16 protein-coding genes are annotated in these 17,869 nt (G+C 62.3%); 7 read left to right on the top strand and 9 right to left on the bottom strand.

All coding sequences use genetic code 11. The annotated features are described in order from the left end of the window. The first annotated feature begins 323 nt into the window (after positions 1 to 323). Complete coding sequence (locus tag RVAN_RS04845; RefSeq protein ID WP_041787281.1) at positions 324 to 626, top strand: hypothetical protein; 303 nt, start codon at positions 324 to 326, stop codon at positions 624 to 626. A gap of 153 nt (positions 627 to 779) precedes the next feature. Further along, positions 780 to 1,379: an HdeD family acid-resistance protein gene (locus RVAN_RS04840; RefSeq protein ID WP_013418642.1), complete on the top strand. Its 600-nt coding sequence runs from the start codon at positions 780 to 782 to the stop codon at positions 1,377 to 1,379. A 74-nt stretch (positions 1,380 to 1,453) separates the two neighbouring features. Here the strand turns inward: RVAN_RS04840 and RVAN_RS04835 are convergent, their stop codons facing one another. From RVAN_RS04835 to ruvA, 5 genes are all read right to left on the bottom strand, one after another. Next, positions 1,454 to 2,638: a DUF937 domain-containing protein gene (locus RVAN_RS04835; protein WP_013418641.1), complete on the bottom strand. Its 1,185-nt coding sequence runs from the start codon at positions 2,636 to 2,638 to the stop codon at positions 1,454 to 1,456. A gap of 313 nt (positions 2,639 to 2,951) precedes the next feature. Next, the gene (locus RVAN_RS19500) at positions 2,952 to 3,356 is read right to left on the bottom strand and encodes a hypothetical protein (protein WP_013418640.1); all 405 of its coding nucleotides are present in this window, start codon (positions 3,354 to 3,356) and stop codon (positions 2,952 to 2,954) included. A 199-nt stretch (positions 3,357 to 3,555) separates the two neighbouring features. After that, entirely contained in the window at positions 3,556 to 3,999 is a 444-nt protein-coding gene (locus tag RVAN_RS04825) for a hypothetical protein (RefSeq protein ID WP_013418639.1), read from the bottom strand. A gap of 289 nt (positions 4,000 to 4,288) precedes the next feature. Further along, positions 4,289 to 5,416, bottom strand: coding sequence for a TRAP transporter substrate-binding protein (locus RVAN_RS04820; RefSeq protein ID WP_013418638.1), 1,128 nt, complete (start codon positions 5,414 to 5,416; stop codon positions 4,289 to 4,291). Between the two features lie 210 nt (positions 5,417 to 5,626). Next, on the bottom strand, positions 5,627 to 6,256 hold the full coding sequence (gene ruvA, locus RVAN_RS04815) for a Holliday junction branch migration protein RuvA (protein WP_013418637.1): 630 nt from the start codon (positions 6,254 to 6,256) through the stop codon (positions 5,627 to 5,629). Between the two features lie 169 nt (positions 6,257 to 6,425). Here ruvA and RVAN_RS04810 point away from each other — a divergent pair, with 169 nt between their 5' ends. Further along, positions 6,426 to 6,893 carry a cupin domain-containing protein gene (locus tag RVAN_RS04810; protein ID WP_013418636.1) on the top strand — a complete coding sequence of 156 codons (468 nt, stop codon included), beginning with the start codon at positions 6,426 to 6,428 and terminating at the stop codon, positions 6,891 to 6,893. Here RVAN_RS04810 and ruvC read toward each other — a convergent pair. After that, a complete protein-coding gene (gene ruvC / locus RVAN_RS04805; RefSeq protein ID WP_013418635.1) occupies positions 6,859 to 7,380 on the bottom strand; it encodes a crossover junction endodeoxyribonuclease RuvC in 522 nt (173 codons plus the stop codon). The genes RVAN_RS04810 and ruvC overlap by 35 nt on opposite strands. A 198-nt stretch (positions 7,381 to 7,578) precedes the next feature. Here ruvC and pepN point away from each other — a divergent pair, with 198 nt between their 5' ends. From pepN to RVAN_RS04785, 4 genes are all read left to right on the top strand, one after another. After that, a complete protein-coding gene (gene pepN, locus RVAN_RS04800) occupies positions 7,579 to 10,245 on the top strand; it encodes an aminopeptidase N (RefSeq protein WP_013418634.1) in 2,667 nt (888 codons plus the stop codon). A 150-nt stretch (positions 10,246 to 10,395) separates the two neighbouring features. Further along, entirely contained in the window at positions 10,396 to 12,288 is a 1,893-nt protein-coding gene (locus RVAN_RS04795; protein WP_013418633.1) for a PAS domain-containing sensor histidine kinase, read from the top strand. Then, a complete protein-coding gene (locus tag RVAN_RS04790) occupies positions 12,285 to 12,935 on the top strand; it encodes an exopolysaccharide biosynthesis protein (RefSeq protein ID WP_013418632.1) in 651 nt (216 codons plus the stop codon). The genes RVAN_RS04795 and RVAN_RS04790 overlap by 4 nt, the downstream gene beginning before the upstream one ends. Positions 12,936 to 13,277: 342 nt before the next feature. Continuing rightward, complete coding sequence (locus tag RVAN_RS04785) at positions 13,278 to 14,507, top strand: GNAT family N-acetyltransferase (protein ID WP_013418631.1); 1,230 nt, start codon at positions 13,278 to 13,280, stop codon at positions 14,505 to 14,507. 168 nt (positions 14,508 to 14,675) lie between these two features. Here RVAN_RS04785 and speG read toward each other — a convergent pair whose 3' ends face one another. The 3 genes from speG to purF form a co-directional block, all read right to left on the bottom strand. Continuing rightward, positions 14,676 to 15,245, bottom strand: a complete 570-nt coding sequence (gene speG / locus RVAN_RS04780; RefSeq protein WP_013418630.1) for a spermidine N1-acetyltransferase — start codon at positions 15,243 to 15,245, stop codon at positions 14,676 to 14,678. Positions 15,246 to 15,485: 240 nt separating this feature from the next. After that, on the bottom strand, positions 15,486 to 16,229 hold the full coding sequence (locus RVAN_RS04775) for an SDR family NAD(P)-dependent oxidoreductase (protein ID WP_013418629.1): 744 nt from the start codon (positions 16,227 to 16,229) through the stop codon (positions 15,486 to 15,488). 98 nt (positions 16,230 to 16,327) lie between these two features. Further along, a complete protein-coding gene (gene purF, locus RVAN_RS04770; RefSeq protein ID WP_013418628.1) occupies positions 16,328 to 17,821 on the bottom strand; it encodes an amidophosphoribosyltransferase in 1,494 nt (497 codons plus the stop codon). Positions 17,822 to 17,869 lie beyond the last annotated feature (48 nt).

The raw sequence follows: 17,869 nt of genomic DNA, 5'->3' as shown, positions 1-17,869 counted from the left end.
CAGGATGTTGGTGCTAAGCGGCGCGCTGCCGGTTTCGAATTCCTCTATTTCCAGGGTAGGCTGCTTGCCAAAGCGGTCACTCTTCTTCCACTTTGTCGCAGGCAGTTTCGCCGCACACGTTGCGCATGATATTGCGTCATCTGCTGGCGCTCACGACCGGGCTTAGCCTTGTGGCGTTGCCTCTCGCATTGTTCCATACAATGGGTAGGACAAATAGTCGCGAATTATACAATTTTGCGTCCCAAAAAAACGCGCCTTTTCAGGGGAGACATTTCACAATTCCGTGTGCTCCATCCTCAAGGTTGCAATCAATGTTGGAACGAATGTCGGATCTCGCCGATCGGCATGACTGCGGCTTCAAGGAAAGCCATCAATATGCACTCGTGCAGAAGCTCCTCGGCACCATCGACGAGCACCTGAACGAGACGCAAGTTTCGGCCTGTCCAGCCTGCCTGAGGGACGCCATAATGGTGGTTGCGGCGCTCCTACACTTCGAGGCCGAGAAAGACGCCCGCAAGCACGAGCCTTTCGCCGTCGCCGACACGTTCGCCGATGTCGCGCGCGAAAAGATGGATGCAGTCGTCGACGCGGTTCTCGAACTCGGCTCTGGCGGTCGCGTGATGTAAGCCTGTTCCAAAGGCCCTCATTTTATTAAGTTTCAGATCCCACCCTTACGGCTGCTCTAACCCGAATGCGGCAGCATGACGCGGGCGGCGCGGAGCGTTTCCGAAAGGCACCGCGCGACGCCGCGTCAAGAAGCGCAATCGCAAGGTGTAACAATGAGTAGCGCAAGTTCCGACTTGAACGTCACCCCCCAGCGTGAGCGGGAGGTCATTCACGATCACTGGATTCTCTTTCTCATTCAGGGCGTCCTTCTGGCCGTGCTCGGCGCCCTCGCTATCGGCGCGCCGTATCTGACGACCGTCGTCGCAGTCAAGCTGGCGGGCTGGTTCTTCATCTTTGGCGGGATCATCGGCCTGGCCACGTTCTTCACCGGCCGCGAAGTTCCCGGCTCGATCTGGTCTTTCCTCGGCGCGGCGCTCGCCATCGCGGTCGGTGTCTATCTTCTGCGCCAGCCGCTTGTCGGCGTCCTGTCCTTGACGCTCATCCTCGCGGCTTTCTTCTTCGCGCAAGGGATAACGCAGATCCTCGCCGCGTTCTCCCACCGCCGCGTGCTCAATTCGTGGGGTTGGATGCTGTTCAGCGGGCTGGTGGATCTCATCCTCGCCGGCATCATCATCAGCGGCTTCCCGCTGGATTCCGCGTGGGTGTTGGGCGTCCTCGTTGGCGTTTATCTTCTGATGTACGGCATCGCGCTGATCATGACGGCACTAGCCAGCCGCGACGTCAGCCCGGAAGAGGTCGAGTATCGCCCGTGATTCGCCGAACGGCCTGCGTTCAGGCTTCTCACCTGAACGCAGGAACCAAATCGCGCGGCAGTTAGACCGTCATTTCACGCCTTCGAAAGATTGGCGATCTGGTTTTTGAGTGTATCCATAACCGGCTTTGCCTCGCCACCGAGGTTGATCTCGTTGCCGATACGGTCGAGCGTAGAGTTGAGGTTGGGGACGCTTTGCTGCACCGCCTGGGCCAGAGCTTGCCTTGCTTCTGGCGTGAGTTCCTGCGCCTTGGACTTCAGGCTTGCGAAGCGATCCGATATATCGCGGATTTCGCCGATTGCCGCCTGAGCGGACCCGGTATCCTTGATACGATTGAGCGCCGCCTGAAGGCGGGTAATGTTGTCTAGAATATCGTTTTGGAGAGCGACGGCCGACGTCCCCGCGACCACGGATTGCTGGGGGGGCATGGGCGCCGCGCTATTGTTCGTGGCCGATTGTTGCGTATCGGTTCGCGACGGGAAAGGGGTCGCTGACGGGGCCGAGCCGGTCGCCGATTCAGGCGCGGGGGTGACCATTCGCGTGTTCCGGTTGATCTGCTGGGCTTCCTGCACCTTGTTTTCGTTCGGCCAGAAGTAAAGCGCCGCACCCGCGATGATGAGCGCCGGAAGCAGCCAATAGGCCCAGTTCGTGCCACCGGCGGCGGCCGTGCGCTGATGATGGGCCGGAGACGAGCTGCGCGCTTCGTGCGGCGTGTCCTGCACCGGGCGCCCGGCCGAAGCGCTGGGGATGGCACGCTCGAACTCGCCTTTCTGGCTGACAAGCATGCTGGCGACGCCCTGATTGTCGAGACCCGCGGTCGTCTGATGGCGTTTCAGGTAGGCGAGCACGACGGGCGCAAGGAAGCCGATCAGCTTTTTCGCGGAGCCTTGGCCGAGACCGGCATACTGGGCGAGGCGGGACGAAAGCGTGTCGAGCGTTCCGCCGCCGATGAGCGACGATATGAGACTCCAGCCGGTCTGCAGGATGTCGCGGTTCGAGCCGAGAAGGCTGCCGATGATGTCGCCGCTGCTGATGGCGTCGCGGCCGACGATATTTTCCGATTGGGAGAGGGCGTATCCGATCCGCTTCGGACCGTCCGAGCCCTGCGCCATGTTCGCGAGGCCGCTCAGAATGCCGGGAACGCCCGCCGAGATACCTTTTTGAGCCGCCTGCTGTTCAAGTCCAAGCGTCGAAGCCAGTTTCCCGACGACATCGGGAGTAAACGACTGCATGATGGTCGATAAAAGATTGGTGGCCATTCGAAGCCTCTCCAGTGTTCGCGCAAACAACGATACCTGCAAAGTACAGGCCTGCGCTAAACTCGCTTCTGACGGCTATCCGTGCAAGGTCGAATACGGAATTTCATTATCACTATCTAAATAAATTCTATGCCCTTCTAGCAATCCGAAACCGAAATGTAAGTATATGCCAAAAAGATATTGAAGTAAAAGGGATAATATTGCGCCCGGTCAGATCGGAGACTTATTCCAGCCGCGTGGTATTCGGCTACAAGAAGGGCCGCACGAAGCGGCCCTTTGTGTCTGATATTTCGGCGAGAGGCTGTAGCGGCGCTTACCAGCAGACGCGCCAGCAGCGATAGGGACCGCAGCGCCAGCGGCAGGCAGGTCCATAATACGGCGGACGCCAACCGTAATAGGGACCCCAGCCCCCATAATAGCGCGGACCGCCCCATCCAGGGCCTCGGCGCCAGCCGCCGCCGTAACCCCAACCGGGACCACGACCCCAGCCGGGACCGCGACCCCAGCCGGGACCGCGACCCCAACCGCCGCCGCCATAACCCCAGCCGCCGCCGCCCCAAGGTCCGTGAACCTTGATGACATCGCTCTTCTGCGCGGCTTCGATCTGAACTGCGCCAACGCCCATCGCGGCGGCATTCGCCATCGCAGACGTCTGGCCGACGCTCCACGTAAAGGCCCCGGCTAGCAGGGCGAGCGTCAGATACATGATTTTTTTCATTCAGGTGGTCTCCGAATGACGGAACCCCCTCGGCACGATCAATCTGGCGAAGGATTGTGGCCTTTCATCGCTCAGATTGTAACAACTTGTCTCAAGGCCTAGATCTGGCGATCACCGGGACAAGTCGGCAGGGGGCAGCCCGGACAATCTGCCTCGACGCACCTGCCAACGCGAACCCCGCAACGGCAAGAAGCCTGTCTCAGTCTGGAATGCGGATGTGGATGTAACGGAACGTTGCGAGGAGCCAGGGCAGGAACGCGACAGAGAGGAACACGAGGTTCGTCTCTGCTGCCGCGTCGACCACGGAGCGTGTCATAATCGGCCACGCGATCATGCCCGTGACGATCGCGGCGCCAATCGCGGCGAAAACGGCAAAGCCGAAGCGGAGCGCCCGCGAGACGCGATTCCGCGTTCCGGTCATCGTCAACGCCGCCGCGCCGTAACCGCCGAATACGAGCGTTCCGCCCAGCCAGGGCGAGACCGAGATCAGAGCGCCAGCAGCGACGCCGAACAGGATGCCGAGGAAAAAGACGGTCCAACTGTCCGGATAGCCATCCGGGCGCACGGGGAGGAACGCGGTTTCGTCCTCGTTCTGCGACTTGTCGTCGATATAGTCGATCAGATCTTGTTCCCGACGGGACATATCAAGCCTCCTCGCAATGGCAGGGGCTCCGAAGCGAAATATCAGCGCCTCGAATCGTCGCCGTCTGCCGTGTCTTTTGCCGGGCGACGCCGCCGCAGCCGCTTCGCCCCGCGCGACGCAAGCGTCACCTTGCTTCCACGATGCACCATCCGCGCAATGGAATCGAATTGAGCGGGTTCATGCGGAGTTCTCGGCCGCAACTCGAAGATATGCCATCTGACCGGTTGCCACAGCTTACAGGTATATGGTCGAGTCGACAGACTGTGCAATCAGCGGGCGCCGAGGATTGTCAGCGAGGCGCCCAGGAGTTCTTGGCATCGGTGCCCGCATCGTCGGCCCTGACGTCGTCGCCTTTCGAGCCCGCCCCCGCAGCGAACGATCCCCGGCCCCTCAGCGCGTCGATCGCGAGCGGGTTCACGTCCGATTCGAAGATGAGCTTGATGAGCGCCTTCTGCGCGGGAACCTGCGCGTACTCCTTGTAGATTGTCAGGCTCTGGATCGTGAAGGCAAGGCGGTCGGCCTCATTGGTCTTCAATCCCATTTTCTGGACGATTTCCGCATCCATGCGCTCGCCCTTATCCAAAACCCACTCCTGCATCTCCAAACCGACCTTGGTCAGGATCGCACGCACCGAGGTGGGGAGCGCCTGGAAACGGTCCTTCGGCATGATGAGGAAGCCCGGCGTATAAAGGTGATAGCTGAGCGTCAGATATTGCTGCACCTGATGGATGTTCGCGCCGTAGATCAGGTCGAGTGTCGATTCGATGCCGTCCAGTTCGCCGCGCTGAATGCCCGCGTAGACATCCTTGAACTCGACCGGGAACGGCTCGACGCCGTAGGCCTTGAACATCTTGATACGCCATTCGCCCTTGGGTACCCGCAGCTTGAGGCCCTTCAGCGTTCCGGGCCCCTCCACGGGGCGCTTGTTGTTGAGCACATGGCGAAAGCCGAGTTCCCACATCGCGAGCAACTGGTAGCCTTTCGCATTGGCTGCCTGATGCAGATACTGCTTCATGATCCGGTCGCGGAACTGCCGCACATGAGTGCGGTTGCGCACGAGGAACGGCATTTCGAACACGCCGAATTCGCCCGCAACATTCGACATCGGCGTGCCGATGATCGAAATGTCGACCTCGTTCTTCAGCATCTTCTTCAGCACTTCGGCGTCGCCGCCAAGCCCGCTTTTCGGGTGTAGCACGATGCGAATTCTGCCGCGCGACATCGCTTCCACGCGTCGCGCGTATTCTTCCGCTGAAATGTAGTACAGCGTGCCTTCCGACCCGATATGAGAAAAATGGAGCTCAAGCGGCCCTTCGGCAGGAGCCTGAGCGCGCGCAGGCGTTACCGCGAATGCCCCCGCCGCCACGCAAACAAGCGCGAACGCTGCCGCGCGCAGAATCGTGAATGTGCCCGTCATAGCCCCTCCCGGTCTCAGGAGCATTTACGATAAGTTTTAGGCAGTCTCAAGCAACACGAGCGCGATTTCGTTCGCCAACCTCGCGCAAAGCGCAAGGTTCGGGGCGGACGACTCGATTTGGGAGGGCTGCGGGATGCCGGTTTCAGGTGAGAAAGGCCTGCAAGAACAGGCGACCGGGTGCCTTCCAGGATGGACGAAGCGCATCAAGCTTCAGCGCGCCAGATCCTTGAGGCCAAGACGAATGAGATCCTCGGTTCGCGCGTCCTCGCCTGCCTTGCCGAGCGCGGTCGAGATCGCGGCATTCGCCTGAAGCGGCGCATAGCCGAGGTTCACGAGGGCGGAAACCGCCTCCGCCGCGGGAGAGGGCGCTGCGGAGGCGGGTATCGCGGCCGATGCCGAGCCGGAGGCGGGCGCGGCGATGGCTGCGACGCTGAAAGCGAGAGGCGGAGCCTTGTCCTTGAGTTCGTTCACGATGCGGAGCGCCACTTTCGGGCCGACACCCGGCGCACGCGTCACGCTCACGCGGTCCTGCATGGCGATGGCCTGCGCGAGCTGCGCCGAATCGAGCGTCGCGAGAATGGACAGCGCCACCTTCGCGCCGACGCCTTGCACGCTTTGCAGGAGGCGGAACCAGCCACGCTCGGCTTCGGAGAGGAAGCCGTAAAGCTTGATCGCGTCTTCGCGGACATAGGTTTCGATGGAGAGCGCGACCGGTTCGCCGGGCTTCAGCGCGCCGAGCGTGCGCGGCGAGCATGCGACTTCATAACCGACGCCGCCAACATCGATGATGGCGTGGTCCGCGCCCACCGCGTCGACGATGCCTTTGAGCTTTCCAATCATGCCTCAGCATAACCCGAGTCGGCATCGTGGGCGCGAGACGGTTTTTGCGCGCCGTGGAGCATCGACCTCGTCACGGCTTCAATTCTTCTCGATTTCTCCGTGCACAGTGACGGCACGCGGGCGAACGACGCTTACATGATCAGGAAAATAACCAGACATAGGGAGGCTCATGAGCAACGAACCAGAATGCAGGCTCGTAAGGGCGGAGACGACTTACGATGGAAAGCAGGGGCTGACTTACCGGCGCGGCATTGCCGCCGAGACCGTCGGCTCCGAGGCTATCTGCATGCATCTGCTGACGGTCCCGCCGGGCGGCCGAGCGAAAGTGCATCTGCACGAGAAGCACGAGACGGCCATCTACGTTCTCGATGGCGAGGCGTGGACGCTTCACGGCGACCGACTTCAGCATCGGACTCTGACGCGTGCGGGCGACCTGCTTTATATCCCTGCGGGCGTGCCGCACCTGCCCGTAAACCTGAGCGACAAGCCGACTTCGGCTGTGATCGCGCGGACGGACGCGAGCGAGCAGGAAAGCGTCGTTCTGCTGCCGGACCTGGAACCGCTCGCGGAGGAAATCATCGCCGCGCTGAAGTCCGGCGACCTCAAGCCGGAGTTGAAAGCGCCGCAGCCCGAATAGCGAGCGCGCGCCGGTGATGAGCGTGACAGATGGCGACGGCGAGCGCGTCGGCGGCGTCGGGCGTGGCGGGCTGCGCCTTGGGCAGGAGATAGCGCAGCATCGTGCGGATCTGCACCTTGTCGGCATGTCCCGCCCCGGTCACGGTCTTCTTGATCGAATTGGGCGCGTATTCGGCGACGCTGAGGCCGAGCCTTGCCGGGACCAGAAGCGCCACGCCTCGCGCCTGACCGAGCTTCAGCGCGGCGCGCGCGTTCGTGTTGACGAAGGTTTCCTCGATGGCGGCCTCGTCGGGCGCATGGGCGCGCACCACCTCGTTCAGCCCTTCGAACAGGGCGGTAAGCCGCTGGCCCATGGCCTCGCCCGCGCCCGTATCGATGGTGCCGCAGGCGACGAAGGTCAGGCGCTGGCCATCCCAATCCACGACGCCCCAGCCGAGATGGCAGAGGCCCGGATCGAGCCCGAGGATGCGGACAGGAGGTTTCGGCATGGGTGGAGTCCGGTTGAATTCAAACCGCACCGTCTTCTGCGTCGGGCTGTTGGGTCAAGCCTTTCGCGTTGCGCCGCGCACGTTTGGTGCGAAGTTTGCGTTCGAACACCATGTTGTCATGAGGAAAACTTTCGCGTCCGTTTGCTGTGCTCGCGGCAAAGGGCTATCTCTGCCGCCATAAGTTGAAGGGGAGACGCAATGAAAACCGACACGCCGAAGCAAATCTATCTCAAGGATTACGCTCCCCCCGCGTTCCTCATCTCCGAAACCTATCTCGATGTGGTGCTCGATCCGGCCGAGACGCGCGTGAAATCGCGGCTGTCCGTGGTGCCTAATCCGGCGCTGAAGCGGCGCGCGACCGAGATCAAGCTCGACGGCGAGCTGCTGCGGCTTCTGCGCGTGTGCATCGATGGCGTGCCCGTCGATGAGCAGCGCCTTGTGGCGACGGACAAGGATCTGACCATCCGCGATGTGCCCGCCAAACCCTTCACGCTCGAAATCGAGACGATCTGCGACCCGGCCGCGAACAAGGCGCTGTCCGGCCTTTATCTCTCGCGCGGCGTCTACTGTACGCAGTGCGAGGCCGAAGGCTTCCGCCGCATCACTTATTATCTCGACCGGCCGGATGTGCTGTCGAAGTTCCGCGTCCGCATCGAAGGTGTGAAGCCGGACACGCCCGTGCTGCTGTCGAACGGCAATCTCGTGCAGACGGGCGACCTTCCGGGCAAGCGCCACTTCGCGGTGTGGGAAGACCCGTTCCCGAAGCCCTCCTACCTCTTTGCGCTCGTGGCGGGCAAACTCGCCATGGTGGAGGACAGCATCATGACGCGGTCCGGCCGTGCCGTCACGCTGCGCATCTATGTCGAACCCGGCAAGGAAGATCGCTGCGACTGGGCCATGAGAAGCCTGAAGCGCGCCATGCGGTGGGATGAGGACCGCTTCGGCCTCGAATACGACCTCGACATGTTCATGATCGTGGCCGTGTCGGACTTCAACATGGGCGCGATGGAGAACAAGGGGCTCAACGTGTTCAACGACGCGCTGATCCTGGCGCGGCCCGATACCGCGACCGACTCCGATTACGAGCGCATCGAAGGCGTGATCGCGCACGAATATTTCCACAACTGGACGGGCAACCGCGTCACGTGCCGCGACTGGTTCCAGCTTTGCCTCAAGGAAGGGCTGACGGTTTTCCGCGATCAGGAATTCACCGCCGACCAGCGCTCCGCCGTTGTGAAGCGCATCGAGGATGTGCGCTGGCTCCGAAGCATGCAGTTCACCGAGGACGCGGGGCCGCTCGCTCACCCCGTGCGCCCGTCGTCCTTCATCGAGATCAACAACTTCTATACGCGCACCGTCTACAACAAGGGCGCCGAGCTGTGCCGCATGCTGCAAACCGTGCTCGGGCGCGATGGCTTTCGCAAGGGCCTCGACCTCTATTTCGATCGCCATGACGGGCAGGCGGTGACGGTGGAAGACTTCGTGTCGGCGCTCGGCGATGCGAATGGCGCGGACCTTTCGGCCTATCTTCTCTGGTACAATCAGGCGGGCACGCCGACGCTCGACGCGCGCCTTTCGTATTCGGAGGGCGCGAAGGAGGCGCGGCTTACGCTCAGCCAGACCTTCCCCGACCTGCCGGGGCAGCCAAAACGCAAGGCCGTGCCTATTCCGGTGAAGCTCGGCCTGCTCGGCCCGAATGGTGGCGAGATCCCGCTCGAAGTCGAGGGCAAGCCCGTCGATGGCGGCCTCGTGGTGCTCTCGAAGAAGAAGGAGGTCTTCACCTTCGAGAAGGTCGGCTCGCGGCCCGTACTGTCGCTGCTGCGCGACTTCTCCGCGCCGGTCAACCTCAATGCAGGCGCGCGCGACAAGGACATGCTCACGCTCATTCGCGCCGATACCGATCTGTTCAACCGCTGGCAGAATGCGCAGGCCTTCGCGCTGAAGCATATCGTGGCCCTCGCGAGCGCCATCGCGAAAGGCGAGAACGCGCGTGTCGAGCCCCGTTTCGTGGCGGCTGTCGGCGAAGTCGCCGACGACGACACGCTCGAACATGCCTACCGCGCGGCGTTCCTCGCGCTTCCTTCCGAATCGGATGTGGCGCTGGCGATCGGCGAGAACGTCGACCCGGAGGCCATTCATCAGGCGCGTACCCTGCTGCGCGCGGCGATGGGAAAGAGCCTGCGCGCGATTCTCGAAAGCGTTTACGAGCGGAGCGCCCCGGCCGAACCCTACAACCCGGACGCGGAAAGCGCGGGCAGACGCGCGCTGCGACAATCCGCGCTGAGCCTGCTCGCGGCGGGAAAAAGCCGTTTCGGCATCGCGCGCGTGAAGGAACAGGCGAAGACCGCAACCAACATGACCGAGTCCTTCGGTGCCCTTTCGATCCTCTCGCAGGTGGGCGGCGAAGCCTACGATCAGGCGCTCCAGCGCTTCCACAGGAAGTGGAAGGACGAGCCGCTCGTCATCAACAAGTGGTTCGCGTTGCAGGCGTCGTCGCCCTCGCCGGATACCCTCGCGCGCGTGGCCGACCTCGTGGCCAACCCGCTGTTTTCAATCCAGAACCCGAACCGCGTGCGCTCGGTTTACGGCGCATTTGCGCACGGAAATCAGGTGCGTTTCAACGATGCGAGCGGGGCTGGCTACGACCTCATCGCCAACGCCGTGATCGAGATCGACGGCTTCAACCCGCAGATGGCGTCGCGGCTTGTCGGCGCGTTCGAGAGTTGGCGCATCTTCGAGCCGAAACGCCGCGCGCTCGCGGAGAGGGCGCTTGGCCGCATCCTCGACCAGAAGGAGCTCTCTCCTGACGTCTTCGAGATCGTGTCAAAAATCGTTGGCGAGCGCGAAGGCGAAGTGGCAGCCTGAAGCGGTTCGAGTCGCCGCATTGGTATGTGGAATACTTCCGGTTGTGGCGAGACCTGTATACACACGGTGACTCTTTCTTAACTAATCCTGCTCATGTTAAGATTACGGTGACTAAGACTAATTCCGGGGCTGATCTACCGGCGGGAAGACATGGCGCTTCATGAGCTGAGCCAGACCTTTTCCAATGCGCGCGCTGTCGAGGCGCCGCGCACGGTAGACCTTTCGCTGAAATCGGACACAACGCCGGGACCGTCTCAAGTGCCGGGCGCTCTCGTCCAGGCCAGGCAATTGCTGACGGTTCTCGGTGGCACCGGCCTTGCCGCCCTCGGGCTACTCGCCGTGCTTTGCTTCGGCTCGACGCCGGTAGAGCCGGAGGCGGTCGCGTTCTGCCTTAGTGCGGCCGCCCTGTCTCTGGTGTCCTGCCTCTGGATGTGCCGCCGCTGCCTCGATCGTGCCGAGGCCGCGCGGCTTGCGATCGCGAGGCACGCGCAGGGCGTGGAGGCGGCGGGCGCGCTTGGGCTGCGCTGGGATCTCGTTACCGGCGATCTCGTCTGGTCGGGCGATGCGGGCGGCGTTTTTCCAACCGGCGAAAGTCGGCCGGCAAGCTTCCGCGATTTGCGCCACTGGCTCCATCCCGACGACTTCCTCTACGCCTCGATATCGCAGGCGCTGAAAAGCGGCCAGAAGCGCGTCAATTGGCCTGTGCGTATCAAGGATGCGGAAAAGGGCTGGCGCACCTTCCAGCTAAGAGGGGAAATATCTTCGACGCCTCAAGGCGCTCCCGCCTTCGAGGGCCTTCTCGTTCCCATAGACCCAAGCCAGAGCCCGCAGGGGCTCGAGGGCTTTCCGTCGTTGCCCGAAATCGTGGAATCGCTACCTATTTCCATTGCGATCTGGGATCGTGAAAACCGTCTCGTGCTGTGCAACCGCAAGTTTCGCCAGCTTTATCGCGTGTCGGCTGCGGCGGCGCTGCCCGGCACATCCTACGAGGCGATACAGGCGCAGACGCAGGAGGCCATCGCGCAGCGGCCGCCGGAAGGGCGCGGCGTGGTGGGTCGGTTCCAGCTTCAGGAACGGCAACTCGGCGATGGTACCTGGCTCCAGATCGGCGAATACTGGACGGGGGAGGGAACCTTGGTGAGCTTCGGCACGGACATAACCATGCAGAAGCAGACGCAGCACCGGGTTCTCGAACGGGAGCAGCAGATGCGAGCGAGGGTGGACGGCTTCGAGCAAAGCCGCAGGCAACTGGAAATTCAGGCGCGGCAGCTTCGCGAACTCGCGGAGTCCTACAACGAAGAGAAGATCCGCGCCGAAGCCGCCAATCAGGCGAAGTCGGAATTCCTTGCCAATGTCAGCCACGAGCTTCGCACGCCGCTGAACGCCATCATCGGCTTTTCGGAAATGATGCGCGACGGTGTGCTTGGCCCCATCGGCAACCCGAAATACGAATCCTACGTGAAGGACATCCACAACAGCGGGCGCTACCTCCTCGAAATGATCAATGACATCCTCGACATGTCCAAGATTGAGGCCGGCCGCTGGACGCTTTCGCCCGAATGGTTCACCATGAGCGATGTGTTTCAGGAGTGTCTCTCGGTGGTCAGTCCTGTTGCAATGGAAGGCAACGTGGAATTGAGCCAGTCGGGCAACACGAGCATTTCGCTGTACGGAGACCGGCGCGCGCTGAAACAGGTGCTGATCAATCTGTTGTCGAACGCAGTGAAATTCACGCCGCAAGACGGAAAGGTTTCGCTGCGCGCCTACCGCTATCGCGGCAGCATACGGATCGCAATTGCGGACACAGGTGTTGGTATCCCGAAGCACGACCTCGGTCGCCTCGGCAGGCCGTTTGAACAGGTGAGCAATCAGTTGACCAAAGGACACAAAGGAACCGGTCTCGGGCTGGCGATTTCGCGGTCTCTGGTCGAGATGCATGGCGGCAAGCTCGACATCAAGAGTCGCGTCGGCGAGGGCACCACGGTCACGTGCATTCTGCCGGTTCAGGACGAGAAGGACATTGTCGGGCGCGAGGCTGCGTGACGCTCGAAGACACCAAAGCCCCCCAGCCGCTCCTTCCTGCAACCATCGTCGAAGAACGTCCGGCGACGTCGCAAGCCGTTCGCGACCTCGCGGAGAGAACGCGCGGTCGGCCCGTAACCGTCGGCGAGGTGCTTGATGCGCTGGAAGACGGCGGCTTCGGCGTGCTGATGATCCTCTTCGCGCTGCCGAATGCCGTGATACCGGGAATTTCCTTCATACTCGGCGCGCCCGTCGTGCTGCTGGGGCTTCAACTCGCCTCCGGCCGCAAGAAGGTCTGGCTTCCGCAGGTGATGCGCCGGCAGGTCATCCCGTCCGCGATCTTCGAAGCCGTCGCCGACCGCGCCGAGCGGTTTCTCATCTGGATCGAGAAGCGCGCCCGCCCGCGCTGGCAGGTGGTGGTCAGCGACGGCGGCGAGCGGCTCCTCGGCCTCTACATCGCCATCGTCGCCGCCTTCCTCATGCTGCCGATGCCGTTCGGCAACATCCTGCCCGCTTTCGGCATAGCTTTCATGTCGGTCGGTATTATCGAGAAGGACGGCAAGGCGGCGAGCCTCGGCGCGGCGCTCGGCTTCCTCGGCGTTCTCTATCTGGTCCTCGCATTCGCAATCGGCATACAGGCCCTAAAGGCCGTCATCGGCATGCTTTAGATAGAGCCGCCGGGTCGCGGCTTCGCGCGTGAAAAGCCTTCGAAGACAGCAGCTTGAAGCGTCACACCGCATTGGCGGGAATGCGCGACGCTGTCTCGTCGGCGGTTGCTCGCAATGCGCGGTGCGGGCGATTGCGCTGGCGCTTGCTGGGTCGCGGCGGGGCTGATCCGCACCCTTTCAGAGCGTTACACGCGGCCATCACTCTCGCGCGAGCATTAAGTTTTGCGACAAGTTCGGCTTTGCGATTCCCGCTCCGATCATTAAACAGCAGTTATACCAAGGGAACTTCGATGGCGCATTGGGCTTGTCCATCGATTCGACCATAAGCGTGGGGCGTTCTTGATGTCGAGTTTATTGGAGCGGGTCGAGTATGTTCGCGGCCCCGTGGCGCGTTCCGCCGAACTGGGCGTTCCGGCCAAGGGTAGCGTTTCCGTTGTCGAGCGGCGCTCGCTGGTGGGCATGCCTGCCTGGTCGAATGCCTTCGCGCATCTGAGGAAAGACAGCCGCTATTACGAGATCGTCGAAGACACGGTCTGCCCGGAATTTCGCTATCGCTATTTTGCCCTGACCGACCGCTTTGGCCGCGCCATGGCGGTGCAGCCGTTCTTTGTGCTCGATCAGGATCTGGTCGCGGGCTCCGGGCAGCGCCTCAAAGGGTTCGTCGACCGCGTGCGTCGCGTCTGGCCACGCTTTCTGACCATGCGCACGCTGATGATGGGGTGCGCAGCGGGCGAAGGTCATCTCGCCGCGAAGGATCAGGCCACGCGGGCGCGCGAAGCCGAGGTGCTCTCGGCCGATATCGTTCGCCTCGCGCGGGCGGAGAAGGCGTCGCTGATCGTGCTGAAGGAGTTCCCGGCCGAGTATCGCGAGGCGCTGTCCGCATTCCGCGAGAAGGGCTTCACGGCGATTCCGAGCATGCCGATGACGCGGCTCGACATCTCCACATACAAGAGCTTTGACGACTATCTGAACAAGGCGATCAAGAGCAAGCGCCGTACCGAATTTCGCAAGAAGTTCAAGGCTGCGGAACAGTCTGCGCCGATCGAGCTTGAAGTGCGCCACAATGCTGGCGATGCGCTCGACCAGATTTTCGCGCTTTACGAGCAGGTTTACGAAAAGTCGGACATGAAGTTCGAGAAGCTCACGAAAGCGTACTTCGCCGAGCTTGGCCGCCGCATGCCCGACAAGGCGCGGTTCTTCATCTGGCGGCAAGAGGGCAGGGTGATCGCGTTTTCGCTTTGCCTCATCGAGGGCGACAAGCTCTACGGCGAATATCTCGGCCTCGATTACACCATCGCATTGCAGCTTCACCTTTACTTCTACGTGATGCGCGACACGATTTCATGGGCAATTGAGAACGGCTTCAAGGAGATCGTCAGCACGAGCCTCGGCTACGGCCCGAAGCTGCAAATGCGGCATGAACTGCGCCCGCTCGACCTGTATGTGCGCCACACATCGCCCATCGCCAACGCGATCCTGAGGCGCGTGCTGCCGTATCTTGAGCCGACGCGCGGCGAGGAGACGTTGCAGAAGTTCCCGAATTACGCGGATCTTTCGCCGGATCGGCGGTAGCGGCGCGGCTGTGACTTAAGCGAGCGCGAGCCAGGTTGCACCCGCGTCAAGTCGGACGCGATTTGATGCTGACAAGCTGTTGGCGCCGGTGCCGCGTCCGATCGCGCCACGATGCGTTTGCGGCGCGCGCGAAGGAAACCGCGAGGCGGCGGCGTTCCAAGCGCGCCGCTACTTCCTGCGCGCGTGATCGCGGAAGAACTGGTCCTGAAAGATGCACATCCGCAGGGCGTTGTGATATTCGCCCTCCACGAAGAATTCCTTGATCAGATCGCCTTCCTTGATGAAGCCCATCTGCTCGTAAATGTGGATAGCCTTCTCGTTGTCGGCGTCCACGACGAGATAGAGCTTGTAGAGATTGAGCGTCGAGAAGGCGTATTGCATCGCGAGGCTCGTCGCCTTTTTCGCGTAGCCGCGCCCCTGAAACTCCGGCGCGATCATGATCTGGAACTCGGCGCGGCGGTGGATGTAGTTGATTTCGACGAGTTCCACGAGGCCGACCCGGTGGCCCTCCACCTCGACCACGAAGCGGCGTTCCGTCTGGTCGTGGATGTGCTTCTCGTAAAGCTCCTGAAGCTCGACGTAAGCCTCGTACGGCTCCTCGAACCAGTAATGCATCATGCTCGAATTGTTATCGAGCTTGTGGACGAACAGCAGATCGTCTTTCTCAAGCGGCCGCAGGAGAAGCCCGCCCGTTCGCACGTCGAGCTTGTTCTCCTTCATCGAACGGTTCGACGCCATGAAACCGGTTCCTCTTCGCGTTGCGGCCTCACGCTTATGTAAGACGCCACGCCGCACGATGAAGGAGGACTGCGAAGCTAGTGGAGCGAATTTGACATTTGAGTCCCGGCTGCTGAAAGCTTTCGCTCAAATGTCAAATTAAGAAGCTCCACTAGAATCAAGGATTTGCTAGTGGTCCTCTGATTCCGTCATTTGCTTGCGAGGGTGCTGCAAACGAATGCAAATGTCGGAATCGGACCACTAGAGCGACGTTTCCGGCGTAAAGGTGAAGATCTCCCCCGACGCCGTAGTTTCGGGCGTCAGGAGCGACAGCGCGAGCGGCACGAGCGCGTCCGGCGCGGGAAGCGTGTTCGGCTCCTCGCCGGGATAGGCTTTCGCGCGCATGTGCGTGCGCACCTTGCCCGGATCGAGCAGGTTCACGCGGATGTTGGTCGAGGCGTTTTCGTGCGCGTAGGTCTTCGCGAGCGCATCGAGGCCGGCCTTCGAGACCGAATACGGCCCCCAATAGGCGCGGGCGCGCTGCGCTGCGCCGGAGGTGAGGAACAGCACGCGGCCCGCGGGCGACAGCTTCAGCACAGGATCGAGCGTGCGGATCAGCCGCCAGTTGGCCGTGAGGTTGATCTGGAGCGTGAGCGCCCAGTCGCCCTCCTTGATGTGCCCGAGCGGCGAAAGCGGGCCGAGGAGCCCTGCATTGCCGACGAAGATGTCGAGCTTCTGCCAGCGCTGATAGAGCGTCGGCCCGAGCGTGTCGATTTCGTCGAGCTGCTTGTCGAGGTCGAACGGCATGAGCGAGAGCGGCACGCCGCCGGCGGTCCGCACCTCGTCGTCGAGTTCCTCAAGCGCGCCTTGCGTGCGGGCCGTGGCGACCACATGCGCACCCTGAAGGGCGAGCGCCTTGGCGATAGCGCGCCCGATGCCGCGAGATGCGCCCGTAACGAGCGCGACTTTGCCGTCGAAGCGCGGCAGGGAAGATTCGGATGTCACGTTTTTCAACCGTTTTTGAGCTGGAGCGCTTTCCGCACGGACAAGCGCGACGAAACAAAACCTTGGAGCATCTTCAGTGAAGGTGCCCTGACTGAAAATCAGACCGCCATCAGCGAAAGCCGGTGCTGCTGGCCCGGTTCCGGCCCGTCCCAGTCACGAAGCGGCGTGGGGTAGTCGCCCGTGAAGCAATGGTCGGTGAATTGCGGGTGGTCGGGATCGCGGCGCGGCTGACCGAGGGCGCGATAGGTGCCGTCTACTGTGAGGAAGGCGAGGCTGTCGCAGCCGAGGATGCGGCGCATGCCCTCTACATCGTGGTTGGCGGCAAGCAGCGAACCGGTGTCCGGCGTATCGATGCCGTAGAAGTCGGGGTATTTGATCGGCGGGCAGGCGATGCGCATGTGCACCTCGCGCGCGCCATGTTCGCGCATCATGGCGACGATCTTGGTCGAGGTGGTGCCGCGCACGATGGAATCGTCGATGAGCACGATGCGCTTGCCTTCGACGCTGATCGACGGCGTCGGGTTGTGCTTCAGCTTCACGCCGAGCTTGCGGATGCGCTGTTCCGGCTCGATGAAGGTTCGGCCGACATAGTGATTGCGGATGATTCCGAGTTCGAACGGGATGCGCGCCTCATGCGCATAGCCGATGGCGGCGGGGACGCCCGAGTCCGGCACTGGCACGACGACATCCGCGTCGGCGGGGGCTTCTCGCGCGAGTTCGCGGCCGAGGCCCTTGCGCACGTCATAGACGCAATGCCCGCCCATGATGGAATCTGGACGCGCGAAATAGATATATTCGAAGATGCAGGGCCGCGCGGGCTGTGCCGGGAAGGCGCGGTGGCTGTCGATACCCTGATCGGAGATTTCCACCACCTCGCCGTTTTCGACCTCGCGGACGAACTGCGCGCCGATGATGTCGAGCGCACAGGTCTCGGACGAAAGGATCGTCGCGTCGCCGAGTTTGCCGATGACGAGCGGCCGGATGCCGAGCGGGTCGCGGATGCCGATGAGTCGCTTGCGGGTCAGCGCGGCGAGCGCATAGGCGCCCTCGATCTGGCGTAGCGCGTCGAACAGGCGGCTCATGAAACCGTCGCGACGCTCGCGGCTTCGCGCGATGAGATGGACAATGACTTCGGTGTCGGACGTGGACTGGAAGATGGAGCCGGAGGAGACGAGTTCGCGGCGAAGCGTCAGTGCATTGGTGAGGTTGCCATTATGGGCGAGCGCGCAACCGCCGATGTCGAGGTCCGCGAACAGCGGCTGGACATTTCGGAGTGCCGTTTCGCCAACTGTCGCATAACGGACATGTCCGACCGCCATATTGCCGCGCAGATTGTCGATCACGCCCTTGCGGTTGAAGTGATCGCCGACGAGCCCGAGGCGGCGTTCCGCATGGAACTGCGTGCCGTCGAAGGTGACGATGCCCGCCGCTTCCTGTCCGCGATGTTGAAGGGCATGAAGACCGAGCGCGGTGAGCGCGGCGGCCTCCGGGTGATTGAAAACGCCGAACACGCCGCATTCTTCGTGCAACTTGTCGTCAGCCAGCCCGAAAGGCTCCGTCGGCAAAGGCGGAATGCCGGCAATCTCGTCCACGTGGCTTCGTCCTTTTAGCAGTCTCCGGCAGTGCCGGAGGGGCGCCCT

The organism is Rhodomicrobium vannielii ATCC 17100 (assembly GCF_000166055.1).
GTDB lineage: Bacteria > Pseudomonadota > Alphaproteobacteria > Rhizobiales > Rhodomicrobiaceae > Rhodomicrobium > Rhodomicrobium vannielii.
Note: the sequence above shows the minus strand (reverse complement) of the source record. Positions and strands in the feature narration are given on the sequence as shown.